The sequence below is a fragment of the Streptomyces sp. NPDC001985 genome (genome assembly GCF_040296845.1).
In the GTDB taxonomy this organism is placed as follows: Bacteria; Actinomycetota; Actinomycetes; order Streptomycetales; family Streptomycetaceae; genus Streptomyces.
In genome coordinates, this window is the sequence record NZ_JBEOYB010000041.1 from 21,586 (window position 1) to 34,836 (window position 13,251).

Below are 13,251 nucleotides of genomic sequence, written 5' to 3' on the forward strand. Positions count from 1 at the left end.
ACCGTGTCGGGCGCGCCCGTCCCGTCAGGAGGAGAACCCGGCCAGGGGGTTCTTCAGGGTGCCGATCAGCTGGAGGGCCCCCGACGGGTCCGTCAGGTCCACCATCTGTTCGTTGTCGCGGAGCTGGAGGCGGTTGAGGCAGGAGAGGGCGAACTCCTCCGTGAAGAGGTCGTACCGCTCGAAGCGGTCCGCCAGGTGGGGGGCCGAGGACTGGTAGGCGCGGACGCACTCCGCCACCGTGCGCCAGAACGCCGCCTCGCCGAGGCGGCCCTCGGTGATCAGGGCGGGGGCCAGGAAGCGGAGGAAGCAGTCCAGGACATCGGTGAAGACGGAGAGCGGCTTCATCTCCTCCGGGACCTCCACCCGGACGCGCTCCACCGCCGGGGGCAGCACCGCGTGCGGGTCCATCACCGCGATCTCCTCGGCGATGTCCTTGAAGATCGCCCGCCGGACCGTGCCGTCGTCCCCGAGGACCAGGATCACATTCTCGCCGTGCGGCATGAAGACCAGGTCGTAGGCGTAGAAGCAGTGCAGCACCGGGGTGAGATAGGCGTGCAGATAGCCGCGCAGCCACTCCTCGGGGGCGAGCCCCGACTCGTCGATCAGGGCGCCCGCGAAGGACGCGCCCTCCTGGTCGACATGGAGCAGGGACGCCATGGTGGCGAGGCGTTCGCCGGGCCGGAGCGCGGGGACGGGGCTCTCGCGCCAGAGGGCGGCGAGCATCTTGCGGTACGGGGAGTGGCGGTCGGTCGCCGCCTCGTACTGGCGGTGGCGGTAGCCGATCGCCGCCCGCTCGCGGATGATCGAGAAGCGGGCGGCCCGCAGGATGTCGTCCGCGTCGATCAGCCGGGCCACCCAGTCGTTGATCGCCGGGGTGGCCTCCATGTACGCGGCGGAGAGCCCGCGCGTGAAGCCCATGTTGAGGACCGACAGCGAGGTCTTGACGTAGTGCTTCTCCGGCGCGGCGGTGTTGAAGAAGGTACGGATCGACTGCTGGGCCAGATACGTGTCGTCGCCCTCGCCGAGGCAGACCAGCCGCTGCTGGGCGATCTCCGCCGCGAAGGTGACGGAGAGTTTGTTCCACCACTGCCAGGGGTGGACCGGCAGCAGCAGATACTGGGCGGGGTCGAGTCCCAGCGCGCGGAGCCGGGCGTCGAACCGGGCCAGGGCCGTCTCTCCGAGCTCCGTCGCGATCAGGGAGTCGTACGCCAGATCCTCACCGGAGGTGAAGGTCGCGTGGTCGCGGTGGGCGGCCAGCCAGATGAGCCGGATCTCGCTGGCGGCCTCGGGGGCGTACGCGTGGTACTCGTGCACCCCGAAGCCGAGCCGGCCGTTGTTGGCGACGAAACACGGGTGGCCCTCGGTCATCCCGGTCTCGATGGCCTGGAAGCCGGCCCGGGCCAGCCCGGCGGAGGTCACCGGCTTCCCGGTGAGCTTGTAGGCGGTCCCGGCGAGGGTGGAGGAGATCTCCTCCAGATAGACCGGGAGGATCTTCTCGCTCAGGCCGAGGGCGCCGCGCAGCTCCAGGAAGAAGTCGAGCGCGTCGACGGGCCGCTGGGCGCCGTCGCGGTGCCGGGTGATGGAGTCGGGGGAGACCTGCCAGTGGTCGAGCGCGAAGAGCCGCGCGCCGAAGCGGTACTCGGTGCCGCCGTCGTCGCTCAGCACCCGGTAGGTGTCCGCGCCGAGCGGCTCCGGGGTCAGCAGCCGCTCATGGGCGAACTCGGCGAGCGCCTTCCGCACCAGCAGCCGGTTGGCCCGCTCCCACGGCCCGGGGGTCAGATGTGCCACGGCGCCGGTGGGGGTCATCGGCCCGCCTCCCGCGGCCCGGCGCCCTGAAGCGCCGCGTACGCCTCGCTCCCCGCGAAGCCCTCGCGGGTGCAGACGCACAGCACCGCGTCCTTCTCCGGCTTCTCCAGTTTCTCGACGATCTCGAACCCCACGTAGGTGTTGAGTGCGTGGACGGCGTCATTGCGCACATCGGGCTCGACCACGACCCGCCGGGTCGTGGCGTCCGCGAACAGCTCCGCCATGACGGCGGTGATCACGGCCCGGGTGAAGCCGTGCACGGGTGTGCCGGCCGGTGCGACGAGGAAGTGCATCCCGACATCGCCCGGCTCGGGCTCGTACAGCCCCACCAGCTCCACATACCGGGGGTCGTACCGCTCCATCAGGAAGACCGGCTCCCCGTCCAGCTCGCCGATGAAGGCGTGGTGGTGCTCATGGGCCGCCACCGCCATGTACTCGCGCTCGATGTCCTGGAGCCGGGCGTCCTGCATCATCCAGAACGCGGACTTGGGGTGGGTCACCCACCGGTGCACCAGTTCGGCGTCGCTCAGCGGGTCGAGGGGGCGCACGGTGAAACCGCGGACTATGGCCGTGGGCGCTGTCGTGGGCGCTGTCGTGGCGGGGCTCATACGGCGAACTCCTGGAACGCGATGGACTTCTCGACGGGGTAGGGCTGGTATCCGAGCAGCTCACCGATGATGTAGGCGTTGCGGTACGCGCCCATCCCCAGGTCGGGCGAGGTGATCGAGTGCGTGTGCACACCCGAGTTCTGGAGGAAGACCTCCCGGCCGGTGGTGTCGATGGAGTAGTTGCGGGCGATGTCGAAGCGGCCCCGACCGTCGAAGCGGAGCCGGTCGTGCACCGGCTCCAGGAACGCCGGGACGGTGTAGCGGTAGCCGGTGGCGAGGATCAGGCCCTCGGTGTGCAGCTCGTACTCCTTGCCCTGCTCCTCCTGGCACAGGGAGAGGGTGTACGTGCCGTTCTCGTACCGCGCCCCGTTGAGGCGGGAGTTGGTGAGGAGCCGGGTGGGGACCGGGCCGTCCAGGTTCTTCTGGTAGAGCAGGTCGAAGATCGCGTTGACGAGGTCCCCGTCGATGCCCTTGAAGAGGCCCTTCTGCTGCGCTTCGAGGCGGTAGCGGGTCCGCTCGGGCAGCGCGTGGAAGTAGTCGATGTACTCCGGGGAGGTCATCTCCAGTGTCAGCTTGGTGTACTCCAGCGGGAAGAACCGAGGCGACCGGGTGACCCAGTTGAGCCGGTAGCCGTGGGTGTCGATCCCGGAGAGCAGGTCCTGGTAGATCTCCGCCGCGCTCTGGCCGCTGCCGACGATCGTGATCGACTTCTTGCGCCGGAGCGCCTCCCGGTGCTCCAGATAGCGCGAGGTGTGCAGGAGGTCGCCGCCGAGGTCCCGGCAGGGCTCGGGGATGTACGGCGGGGTGCCGGTGCCCAGCACCAGCCGGCGGGCCCGGAAGGTCTCCCCGGCCGCCGTGCGGACCCGGTACAGCTCGCCGTCGTGGTCGACGCGGGTGACGGTGGTGCCGAAGCGGATGGAGCCGAGCCGGGCGGCGGCCCAGCGGCAGTAGTCGTTGTACTCGGTCCGCAGCGGATAGAAGTTCTCGCGGATGTAGAACGCGTACAGCCGTCCCGACTCCTTGAGATAGCTGAGGAAGGAGTACGGCGAGGTCGGATCGGCGAGGGTGACCAGGTCCGACAGGAACGGGGTCTGGAGGTGGGCGCCGTCGAGGAACATCCCCGAGTGCCACTCGAAGTCCGGCTTGGACTCCAGGAAGAGACCGTTCAGCCCGTCGAGGGGCTCGGTGAGGGCGGCGAGGCCGAGGTTGAACGGGCCCAGGCCGATCCCGAGGAAGTCGAGGGGCTCACGAGGCGTGGACAAGGCGGTTCTCTCCCAGGTACTGCTCGGCGTGGCCGGCGATCAGATCGAGTACGGCGGTGATGTCGGCGGTCGTCGTCTCGGGGTTGAGCAGGGTGAACTTCAGATACTGGCGGCCCGCCACCTTCGTCCCGGCGACCACCGCCGCACCGGAGGCGAACAGCGCCTTGCGGGCGTAGAGGTTGGCCCGGTCGATGAGGGCGGGGCTGGTGACCGCCCCGGGGACATAGCGGTAGACCAGGGTGGAGAGGCTGGGCCGTACGAGGACCTCGAAGCGCGGGTCGGCGTCGAGCAGCTCCCAGCCGGCCCCGGCCAGCTCGCAGACCTCGTCGAAGAGGCCGCCCACCCCGTCGGCGCCCATCACCCGCAGTGTCATCCACAGCTTGAGGGCGTCGAAGCGGCGGGTGGTCTGGAGGGATTTGTCGACCTGGTTGGGGATTCTCTCCTCGGTGGCCCGCCGGGGGTTGAGATAGTCCGCGTGGTAGGTGACATGGCGGAGCGTGGCACCGTCCCTGACCAGCACGGCCGATGAGCTGACCGGCTGGAAGAAGGACTTGTGGTAGTCGACGGTGACCGAGTCGGCTTGCTCGACGCCGTCCAGCAGATGGCGGCGGGTGGGGGAGGCGAGCAGGCCGCAGCCGTACGCCGCGTCCACATGCGTCCACGCCCCGTACTGCCGGGCCAGCGCGGCGATCTCCGGCAGCGGGTCGATGGAGCCGAAGTCGGTGGTTCCGGCGGTGGCGACGACGGCCATCGGGACCAGTCCGCCGCGTACGCACCGCTCCAGCTCGGCGGCGAGCGAGACCGCGCGCATCCGCTTGTCGCGGTCGGCCGGGACGCCGACCACGGCATCGGGACCGAGGCCGAGCAGGGCGGCGGACTTCTGGACGCTGAAGTGCCCGCACTCGGAGGTGAAGACGCGGAGCCGGGTGGGGTCGGTCGTCTTCGCCTCCTCCCGGGCCAGCAGCAGCGCCTGGAGGTTGGACTGGCTCCCGCCGCTGGTGAAGACGCCATCGGCGGCGGGGCCGAGGCCGATCCGCTCGGCGGTCCAGTCGATGAGCCGGCGCTCGATGAGGGTGGCGCCGGCGCTCTGGTCCCAGGTGTCCAGGGAGGAGTTGACGGCGGAGAGCACGGCCTCGCCGACGACGGCGGGGATGACCACCGGGCAGTTGAGGTGGCCGAGGTAGCGGGGGTGGTGGAAGTTGACCGCGTCCCGGAGGTAGAGCCGCTCCAGCTCGTCGAGGGCGGCCCCGGTGGAGCCGAGGGGCTCCGCCAGGTCGACGGCGGAGACCTGCGGGGCGAGTTCCCGGGGGGTGACCCCGGTGAACGGCCGCCGGACTGTGGCGAGGCGGTGTGCCACCCGCTCGACTCCCTCCGTCACGGCGAGCCGGTAGGCGTCCGCCGTTCCGTCATTGAGCAGATGCGAGCGCATGCGAGGGCCCTTCTGGGTGGGGGGGGATTGGTCGCCGCTCGGGGACAGCGCAAAGGGGACGAGAGGGCGACTGGGTGAGGTTAGCCTAACCTAACTTTTTCCGTTGGTCGGAGGGCTCGTCCCCTTGGGGGTGGGAGTTGTGAAGTTGTTCACCCGGTGTTCGGGGTGTGTCCACTGAGCTTCGCCGGCACCCGTCCGGCCCCGCCGGTGGTTGGGGTGGGCCCGTCTGGCCTCGTTGGTGTTTGGGGTGCGTTCACCCGTGCTCGTCGGTGTTCGAGGCGCGTCCACCCGGTCTCGCCAGCGGGGCTGGGTGCACCCACTCGGCCCCTCCGGCGGGGGAGACGCACCACCTCAGCCTCTCCGGAGTGTGAGCCGCACACTTCAGCCCCTCCGGCGTTTGAGGAGCGGGGGTTCGGGGGCTGGCCCCCGACCCGAGGCCCGCAGGATGCGGCGACCTGTCGCACAGGGTCCGTCCTCAAACGCCGGACGGGCTGGGGTTGCTTGGGCGCGGGCACCTGTCGCACAGGGTCCGTCCTCAAGCGCCGGACGGGCTGGGAATCCGCGGGGACCGGGCTCAAGGGGAGGCCGGTGGGAGTCCGCGGGGGCGGCTCGAGTGGCGGGCCGGGGGGAGGGGCGTGGCGTCAGGTGGGGAGGCCCAGTTCGCGGGCGATCAGCATGCGCTGCACCTCACTCGTCCCCTCCCCGATCTCCAGAATCTTGGAGTCCCGCCACATCCGCGCCACCGGATACTCGTTCATGAACCCATACCCCCCATGGATCTGCGTCGCCTCCCGCGCGTTGTCCACCGCCACCGTCGACGAGTACAGCTTCGCCAGCGCCGCCTCCTTCTTGAACCGCTCCCCCCGCACCAGCCGGGACGCCGCGTCCCGCCAGCCGATCCGGGCCATGTGCGCCCGCATCTCCATGTCCGCGATCTTGAACTGGATCGCCTGGTTCTCGCCGATCGGGCGCCCGAAGGCGTGCCGCTCCCCGGCGTACTTCACGGACTCGTCCACACACCCCTGGGCGAGCCCGGTCGCCAGCGCGGAGATGGCGATCCTGCCCTCGTCCAGGATGCGCAGGAACTGGGCGTACCCCCGGCCCTCCTCGCCCACCAGGTTCGCCAGCGGCACCCGCACCCCGTCGAAGGACAGCTCCCGGGTGTCCGAGGCGTTCCAGCCGACCTTGGAGTAGGCGGGGGCGACGGTGAAACCGGGGGTGCCGGAGGGGACGATGATCGAGGAGATCAGGGGCTTGCCGTCGGGCGCGCGGCCGGTGACCGCGGTCACCGTGACCAGCCCGGTGATGTCCGTCCCCGCGTTGGTGATGAAGCACTTGGACCCGTTGATCACCCACTCGCCGGCCCGCTCGTCCCGTACCGCCGTGGTCCGGGTGCCGCCCGCGTCGCTGCCCGCGCCCGGCTCGGTCAGGCCGAACGCGCCGAGCATCTCGCCCGAGCAGAGCTTCGGCAGCCACTCCCGCTTCTGCTCCGGGGTGCCGAACCGGTGGATCGGCATCGCGCCCAGCGAGACCCCCGCCTCCAGGGTGATCGCCACGGAGGAGTCCACCCGGGCCAGCTCCTCCAGGACGATCCCGAGGGCGAGATAGTCGCCGCCCATCCCGCCGTACTCCTCGGGGAAGGGCAGCCCGAACAGACCCATGGCGCCCATCTCGGCGACGATCTCGTACGGGAACTCATGGCGCTCGTAGAACCCGCCGATCCTCGGGGCCACCACATCGTGGGCGAACCGCTCGACGGTACGGCGGAGTTCCTCGTGCTCGGGGGCGAGCCGGTGGTCCAGGGACATGGCGTCATTCCTCCGGGGAGAGTGCGCGGACGGTACGGGAGGGGCTGGGGCGGCCCAACTGCGCGGCGAGCCGGAGGCTGGCCTCGGTGAGGCGGGCCAGATCGACACCGGTCTCGATGCCGAGGCCGTGGAGCATCCACACCAGGTCCTCGGTGGCGAGGTTCCCGGTGGCGCTCTTCGCGTACGGGCAGCCGCCGAGGCCGCCCGCCGACGCGTCCACCGTCGTCACGCCGTGCTCCAGCGCGGCGAAGGTGTTGGCGAGCGCCTGGCCGTAGGTGTCGTGGAAGTGCACCCCGAGCGCGGAGGTGGGCACACCCTCCTCGTTCAGCGCGGTGAGCAGGGCCCTGACATGGCCGGGGGTGGCGGTGCCGATGGTGTCGCCGAGCGACAGCTCGTCACAGCCGAGGTCCAGCAGCCGCCGGGCGACCCCGACGACCCGGCGGACGGGCACCGGGCCCTCCCACGGGTCGCCGAAGCACATGGAGAGATAGCCGCGCACATGGACCCGCTCCGCCCGGGCGCGGGCGACGACCGGCTCGAACATGGCGAGGGACTCGTCGACGGTGCGGTTGAGGTTGCGGCGGGCGAAGGTCTCGGTCGCCGAGCCGAAGACGGCGATCCGGCGGACCCCGAGCGCGAGCGCGCGCCCCAGTCCCCGTTCGTTGGGCACGAGGACGGGGAGGTCGACCCCTTCGAGACCGGCCAGCCGGGGGTAGAGCGCCTCGGCGTCGGCGAGCTGGGGCACCCAGTCGGGGCGGACGAGGCTGGTGGCCTCGATCGTGGTCAGCCCGGCGGCGGCGAGCCGGTGGATGAACTCGGCCTTGACCTCGGTGGGGACGGTCGCCTTCTCGTTCTGGAGGCCGTCGCGCGGGCCGACCTCGTGGATGCGGACCCGCGCCGGGAGGCCGGGCGCGGGGACGCGCATGGGGAGCCCGTCAGCCATGGCGCGCACCCTCCTCCCGGACGGGGGAGCCCGCCGGCGCCGGTCGGCCGGTGACCGCGCCCCCGGACCCGGTCATGGGGTTCGCCGGTTCCGCCGCGGGGGTGACCACCGCGAGGACCTGGTCCATGGCGACCGTGGTCCCCGGGGTCACCTCCAGCTCGGTGACGGTCCCGGCGTGCGGCGCGGTGATGACGTGCTCCATCTTCATCGCCTCCACCACCAGCAGACCCTGCCCGGCGGCCACCTCGTCCCCGGCGGCCACCTTGACGACGGTGACCGTCCCGGGCATCGGCGCCGCGAGGGTGTCCGCCCCGGAGCGGGCCGCGCCGCCCAGGGACGCGGCGACCGGGTCGTGGTCCCGGACCTGCCAGGAGTCGCCGTCCCGGCCGAGCCAGTCACCGGCGCGGTGGAAGGTGTGGGTGAGACCGTCGACGGTGACCGCGACCGTCTCCGGCGCGACCTCGAAGGCCGCGGGCGCCGAGGTGGTCGCCGGCTCACCGCCCGGCAGCCGCACCGGGAAGACGAGCGGCGCCGGACTCCCCCCGGCGCGCCAGCCGCTGGGCACCGAGAACGGGTCGGTCCACCCCGCCGCGTCGGGCACGGGCGCCAGCGCCGCCAGCCGTACGGCCGCCGCCGCCGCGTACACCTCGTCCGGTACGCCCTCCGGGAGCAGCCCGGCGCCCTCCCGCTCCACCAGACCGGTGTCCAGCCGCCCGGCGACGACATCGGGGTGGGCCAGCAGCCGGCGCAGGAAACCGGCGTTGGTCGGTACGCCGAGGGTGACCGTCTCCGCGAGGGCCGCGCGCAGCCGGCGCAGCGCGGTGGGGCGGTCCGGGCCGTGCGCGACGACCTTGGCGAGCATCGGGTCGTACAGGCTGGAGACCTCGGTGCCCTCGCTCAGCCCCGAGTCGGTGCGCACGCCCTCGCCCCGTGGCTCGCGCAGCGCCAGCACCCGTCCGCCGGAGGGGAGGAAACCCCGGGCGGGGTCCTCGGCGCAGATCCGGGCCTCGATCGCGTGGCCGGTGAGCGCGATGTCCTCCTGCGCGTACGGCAGGGGTTCACCGGCCGCGACCCGCAGCTGCCACTCCACCAGGTCGAGACCGGTGATCAGCTCGGTGACGGGGTGCTCGACCTGGAGCCGGGTGTTCATCTCCATGAAGTAGTACGAGCCGGGGTCGCCGCCCGGGACGATGAACTCCACCGTCCCCGCGCCGGTGTAGCCGCAGGACCGGGCCGCCTGCACCGCCGCCTCGCCCATCGCCGCGCGGGTCCGCTCGTCCAGCAGGACCGAGGGGGCCTCCTCGATCACCTTCTGGTGCCGGCGCTGGAGCGAGCACTCGCGCTCACCCAGATGGATCACCCGGCCGTGGGCGTCGGCGAGCACCTGGATCTCGATGTGCCGGGGCCGCTCGATCCACCGCTCCACCAGCAGGGTGTCGTCCCCGAAGGAGGCGCGGGCCTCGCGCCGGGCGGTGGCGATGTCCTCCGCGAGCGCGGACTCCGTCCGGGTCAGCCGCATGCCCTTGCCGCCGCCGCCCGCCGAGGGCTTGAGCAGCACCGGCATCCCGATCTCCCGGGCGGCGGCGGCCAGCTCCTCGTCGCCCAGCCCCGATCCGGAGGAGCCGGGCACCACCGGGACCCCGGCGGCGCGCACGGTCTCCTTGGCGCGGATCTTGTCGCCCATGAGGGCGATGGCGGCGGCGGGCGGGCCGATGAAGACCAGGCCCGCGTCCGCGCAGGCGCGGGCGAAGGCCGCGTTCTCCGCGAGGAAGCCGTAGCCGGGGTGGACGGCCCGCGCGCCCGTCCGGGCGGCGGCCTCCAGCAGGCGCTCGGCGCTCAGATAGCTCTCCCCGGCGGGCGGCGGGCCGATCCGGACCGCCGTGTCGGCCTCCCGGACATGGCGGGCGCCCGCGTCCGCGTCGGAGAAGACCGCGACCGAGCGCACCCCCATCGCCCGCAGGGTGCGGATGACCCGCACGGCGATCTCGCCCCGGTTGGCCACAAGGACTGTGTCGAACATCGTCACCGTCATCTCAGAGGTCCGCGTCTCGAAGGGCCGCATCGGGGGCCCGCGTCCAGGGGGTCCGCGTCCCGGGGGTCACATCCGGAAGACGCCGAAGCCGGGTTCCCCCAGCGGGGCGTTGCCGCAGGCGGTCAGGGCGAGGCCCAGCACCTGGCGGGTCTCCAGCGGGTCGATCACCCCGTCGTCCCAGAGCCGGGCGGTGGCGTAGTAGGCGCTGCCCTGCTCCTCGTACCGGTCGCGGATGGGGGACTTGAACGCCTCCTCGTCCGCCGCCGGCCACTCCTCGCCGCGCGCCGCGAGCTGGTCCCGCTTGACGGTGGCGAGCACGGAGGCGGCCTGCTCGCCGCCCATGACGGAGATCTTGGCGTTGGGCCACATCCACAGGAAGCGGGGGGAGTAGGCCCGGCCGCACATCGAGTAGTTCCCCGCGCCGTAGGAGCCGCCGATGACGACGGTCAGCTTGGGCACCCGGGCGCAGGCCACGGCCGTGACCATCTTCGCCCCGTGCTTGGCGATGCCGCCCGCCTCGTAGGCGCGGCCCACCATGAAGCCGGAGATGTTCTGGAGGAAGAGCAGCGGGATGCCGCGCTGGTCGCACAGCTCGATGAAGTGGGCGCCCTTCTGGGCGGACTCGGAGAACAGGATGCCGTTGTTGGCGACGATGCCGACCGGGTGGCCGTGGACCCGGGCGAAACCGGTGACCAGGGTCTGCCCGAACTCGGCCTTGAACTCGGCGAACCGGGACCCGTCGGTGATCCGGGCGATCACCTCCCGCACGTCGTAGGGCGTACGGGAGTCCACCGGCACCGCGCCGTACAGCCCGGCGGGGTCGGCCGCCGGCTCCTCGGGCGGGGTGACCGTCCAGGGGAGCGGGGCGCGGGCGGGGAGCGTGGCGACGATGTTCCGCACGATCCGCAGGGCGTGGGCGTCGTTCTCGGCGAGGTGGTCGGTGACGCCGGAGACCCGGGAGTGGACCTCGCCGCCGCCCAGTTCCTCGGCCGTGACGACCTCGCCGGTCGCGGCCTTCACCAGGGGCGGGCCGCCGAGGAAGATCGTGCCCTGGTTCCGCACGATCACCGCCTCGTCGCTCATCGCCGGGACATAGGCGCCGCCGGCGGTGCAGGAGCCGAGGACGGCGGCGATCTGCGGGACGCGGGCGCCGGAGAGCCGGGCCTGGTTGTAGAAGATCCGGCCGAAGTGGTCCCGGTCGGGGAAGACCTCGTCCTGCATCGGCAGGAAGGCGCCGCCGGAGTCCACCAGATAGACGCAGGGGAGCCGGTTCTCCAGGGCGATCTCCTGGGCGCGGAGATGCTTCTTCACCGTCATCGGGTAGTAGGTGCCGCCCTTGACGGTGGCGTCGTTGGCGACGATCACCACCTCGCGCCCGCTCACCCGGCCGATTCCCGCGATCACTCCGGCCGCCGGGGCCTGGTCCTCGTACATCCCGTGGGCGGCGAGGGGGGCCAGCTCCAGGAAGGGGGAGCCGGGGTCCAGCAGGGTGTCCACCCGGTCGCGCGGCAGCAGCTTGCCCCGGGCGGTGTGCCGGGCGCGGGCCTTCTCGCCGCCGCCGAGCCGGGCCCGCGCGAGGGTGGCGCGCAGGGTGCCGGCCAGCTCCCGGTGCGCCGCCTCATTGGCCTGCCAGGCCGGGGACGCGGGGTCGGCCGTGCCGGTGAGCACGGGTGCCTGCTGCATCGTGTCACTCCTGTTAATGCCTGTTAATGAGCGTTAACGCGTGCTTTCAGGTTAACGACCGCTAACAGCCTTGTCTAGAATCGGGTTCCATGAACACCAGGACGGATGCGCCCACGCGCCGGGAGCAGATCCTCAGGGAGGCCGCCCGGCTCTTCGCGGAGCGCGGCTTCCACGGCGTCGGGGTCGACGAGATAGGGGCCGCCGTCGGAATCAGCGGCCCCGGTCTCTACCGCCACTTCGCGGGCAAGGACGCGATGCTGGCGGAGCTGCTGGTGGGGATCAGCGAGCGGCTGCTGAGCGGCGGCCGGCTGCGGGTCGAGGAGTCGGCCGCCGACCCCGGCGCGCTGCTCGCCTCGCTGATCGACGGCCATGTCGACTTCGCCCTCGACGACCGCCCGCTGATCACCCTCCACGACCGCGAGCTGGACCGGCTGCGGGAGGCCGACCGCAAACGGGTGCGCAGGCTCCAGCGGCAGTACGCGGAGCTGTGGGTGACGGCGGTGCGCCGGGTGCACCCGGCGGTGCCGGAGCCGGAGGCCAGGGCGGCGGTGCACGCCGTCTTCGGGCTGCTGAACTCGACCCCGCACCTGGGGTCGGGGGACGGCGCCCCGATGGACCGCGCCGACACGGAAACGTTGCTGCGCAGGCTGGCCCACGGCGCCTTCGCCGCGCTGGCCGCCGGGCCGGGTGAGCGGAGGGCCTGAGCCGGGGCGGGGCGCAGGCGGGCGGGGCGTCGGGGGCGGGGCGTCCGGGCCGGAGGCCGGGGCGGGAGCGGAGGCCGGAGCGGGGGCGGAGGCGCCCGGCCACGATCCGGACGCCCTCCCCGCGCGCCGGGCCCGCTGACGGCACAATGGGCCCATGCCGATACCGAGCCGTGCCGCCCTCGTCGACCACCTCGTCCGCACACGTATCGCCGGGAACGTCGCCACCCCGCGCGACAACAACCTCTCCCACTACCGCAAGCTCGCCAACGGCGACCGCCACTACTGGCTGGGCCTGGAGCTGGGGGAGCGCTGGACCGACGAGCAGGACGTGCTGGCGGTGATGGCCGAGCGGTGCGGGGTCATCGACGACCCCGGGCACCGGGCCGGCCAGGACACCATCGACCCGGAGCTGACGGTCGACGCCCTGGAGCGGCTCGCCGCCCGGCTGCGCAAGGCCGCCGCCGGGCGCGAGCGGGTGCTCTTCGCCACCGGGCACCCCGGGGGCCTCCTCGATGTCCACCGGCAGACCGCCGAGGCGCTGCGCACCGCCGGCTGCGAGATCGTCCGCATCCCGGGCGGGCTGATGGCGGACGAGGGCATGGTCTTCCAGTTCGCCGGGGTCGCGGTGCTGGAGCGCGGCGCCACCCTCTGGCACACCCACTCCCCGGCGCCGATGGCCGCCGTCCTCGACGGCCTGGAGCGCGACGGCAGACCCCGGCCCGACCTGGTGGTGGCCGACCACGGCTGGGCGGGGTGCGCGGCACAGCGCGGACTGGACGCGGTGGGGTACGCCGACTGCAACGACCCGGCGCTCTTCCTCGGCGAGGCCGAGGGCACCCTCCAGGTGACGATCCCGCTGGACGACCATGTGACCGACCCCCGCTTCTACGACCCGATGACCGCCTATCTGCTGGAGGCGGCCGGTCTGACCGTCCCCGCCGAGCTGGCCTGACGCCGGACCCCCGGCCACGGGCCG

The 13,251-nt window shown here is 72.5% G+C and carries 10 protein-coding genes; 2 read left to right on the forward strand and 8 right to left on the reverse strand.

All coding sequences use genetic code 11. The annotated features are described in order from the left end of the window. Window positions 1–24: 24 nt before the first annotated feature. The 8 genes from ABT122_RS19700 to ABT122_RS19735 form a co-directional block, all read right to left on the reverse strand. Window positions 25–1,806 (reverse strand): IucA/IucC family protein, encoded by a 1,782-nt coding sequence (locus tag ABT122_RS19700; protein ID WP_351553465.1) that lies wholly within the window; start codon window positions 1,804–1,806, stop codon window positions 25–27. Further along, complete coding sequence (locus ABT122_RS19705) at window positions 1,803–2,414, reverse strand: GNAT family N-acetyltransferase (protein ID WP_351553468.1); 612 nt, start codon at window positions 2,412–2,414, stop codon at window positions 1,803–1,805. Before ABT122_RS19705 ends, ABT122_RS19700 begins: the two co-directional genes overlap by 4 nt. Next, on the reverse strand, window positions 2,411–3,676 hold the full coding sequence (locus tag ABT122_RS19710; RefSeq protein WP_351553471.1) for a lysine N(6)-hydroxylase/L-ornithine N(5)-oxygenase family protein: 1,266 nt from the start codon (window positions 3,674–3,676) through the stop codon (window positions 2,411–2,413). Before ABT122_RS19710 ends, ABT122_RS19705 begins: the two co-directional genes overlap by 4 nt. Next, the gene (locus tag ABT122_RS19715) at window positions 3,660–5,105 is read right to left on the reverse strand and encodes a pyridoxal phosphate-dependent decarboxylase family protein (RefSeq protein WP_351553474.1); all 1,446 of its coding nucleotides are present in this window, start codon (window positions 5,103–5,105) and stop codon (window positions 3,660–3,662) included. Before ABT122_RS19715 ends, ABT122_RS19710 begins: the two co-directional genes overlap by 17 nt. A gap of 641 nt (window positions 5,106–5,746) precedes the next feature. After that, entirely contained in the window at window positions 5,747–6,913 is a 1,167-nt protein-coding gene (locus ABT122_RS19720; protein WP_351553477.1) for an acyl-CoA dehydrogenase family protein, read from the reverse strand. A 4-nt stretch (window positions 6,914–6,917) separates the two neighbouring features. Next, complete coding sequence (locus ABT122_RS19725; RefSeq protein WP_351553480.1) at window positions 6,918–7,856, reverse strand: hydroxymethylglutaryl-CoA lyase; 939 nt, start codon at window positions 7,854–7,856, stop codon at window positions 6,918–6,920. Next, window positions 7,849–9,876, reverse strand: coding sequence for an ATP-binding protein (locus ABT122_RS19730; protein ID WP_351553483.1), 2,028 nt, complete (start codon window positions 9,874–9,876; stop codon window positions 7,849–7,851). The genes ABT122_RS19725 and ABT122_RS19730 overlap by 8 nt, the downstream gene beginning before the upstream one ends. Window positions 9,877–9,954: 78 nt before the next feature. Beyond that, window positions 9,955–11,571: a carboxyl transferase domain-containing protein gene (locus ABT122_RS19735; protein ID WP_351553486.1), complete on the reverse strand. Its 1,617-nt coding sequence runs from the start codon at window positions 11,569–11,571 to the stop codon at window positions 9,955–9,957. 89 nt (window positions 11,572–11,660) lie between these two features. Between ABT122_RS19735 and ABT122_RS19740 the strand changes: the two genes are divergently transcribed. Next, window positions 11,661–12,275: an SACE_7040 family transcriptional regulator gene (locus ABT122_RS19740; RefSeq protein WP_351553489.1), complete on the forward strand. Its 615-nt coding sequence runs from the start codon at window positions 11,661–11,663 to the stop codon at window positions 12,273–12,275. Between the two features lie 154 nt (window positions 12,276–12,429). Then, a complete protein-coding gene (locus ABT122_RS19745; RefSeq protein ID WP_351553492.1) occupies window positions 12,430–13,227 on the forward strand; it encodes a phosphatase in 798 nt (265 codons plus the stop codon). Window positions 13,228–13,251 lie beyond the last annotated feature (24 nt).

Coding starts and splice junctions, on each gene's coding strand:
- ABT122_RS19745 (WP_351553492.1), top strand. CDS start 12,430: ATGCCGATACCGAGCCGTGCCGCCCTCGTCGACCACCTCGTCCGCACA.
- ABT122_RS19735 (WP_351553486.1), bottom strand. CDS start 11,571: ATGCAGCAGGCACCCGTGCTCACCGGCACGGCCGACCCCGCGTCCCCG.
- ABT122_RS19725 (WP_351553480.1), bottom strand. CDS start 7,856: ATGGCTGACGGGCTCCCCATGCGCGTCCCCGCGCCCGGCCTCCCGGCG.
- ABT122_RS19740 (WP_351553489.1), top strand. CDS start 11,661: ATGAACACCAGGACGGATGCGCCCACGCGCCGGGAGCAGATCCTCAGG.
- ABT122_RS19720 (WP_351553477.1), bottom strand. CDS start 6,913: ATGTCCCTGGACCACCGGCTCGCCCCCGAGCACGAGGAACTCCGCCGT.
- ABT122_RS19705 (WP_351553468.1), bottom strand. CDS start 2,414: ATGAGCCCCGCCACGACAGCGCCCACGACAGCGCCCACGGCCATAGTC.
- ABT122_RS19700 (WP_351553465.1), bottom strand. CDS start 1,806: ATGACCCCCACCGGCGCCGTGGCACATCTGACCCCCGGGCCGTGGGAG.
- ABT122_RS19730 (WP_351553483.1), bottom strand. CDS start 9,876: ATGTTCGACACAGTCCTTGTGGCCAACCGGGGCGAGATCGCCGTGCGG.
- ABT122_RS19715 (WP_351553474.1), bottom strand. CDS start 5,105: ATGCGCTCGCATCTGCTCAATGACGGAACGGCGGACGCCTACCGGCTC.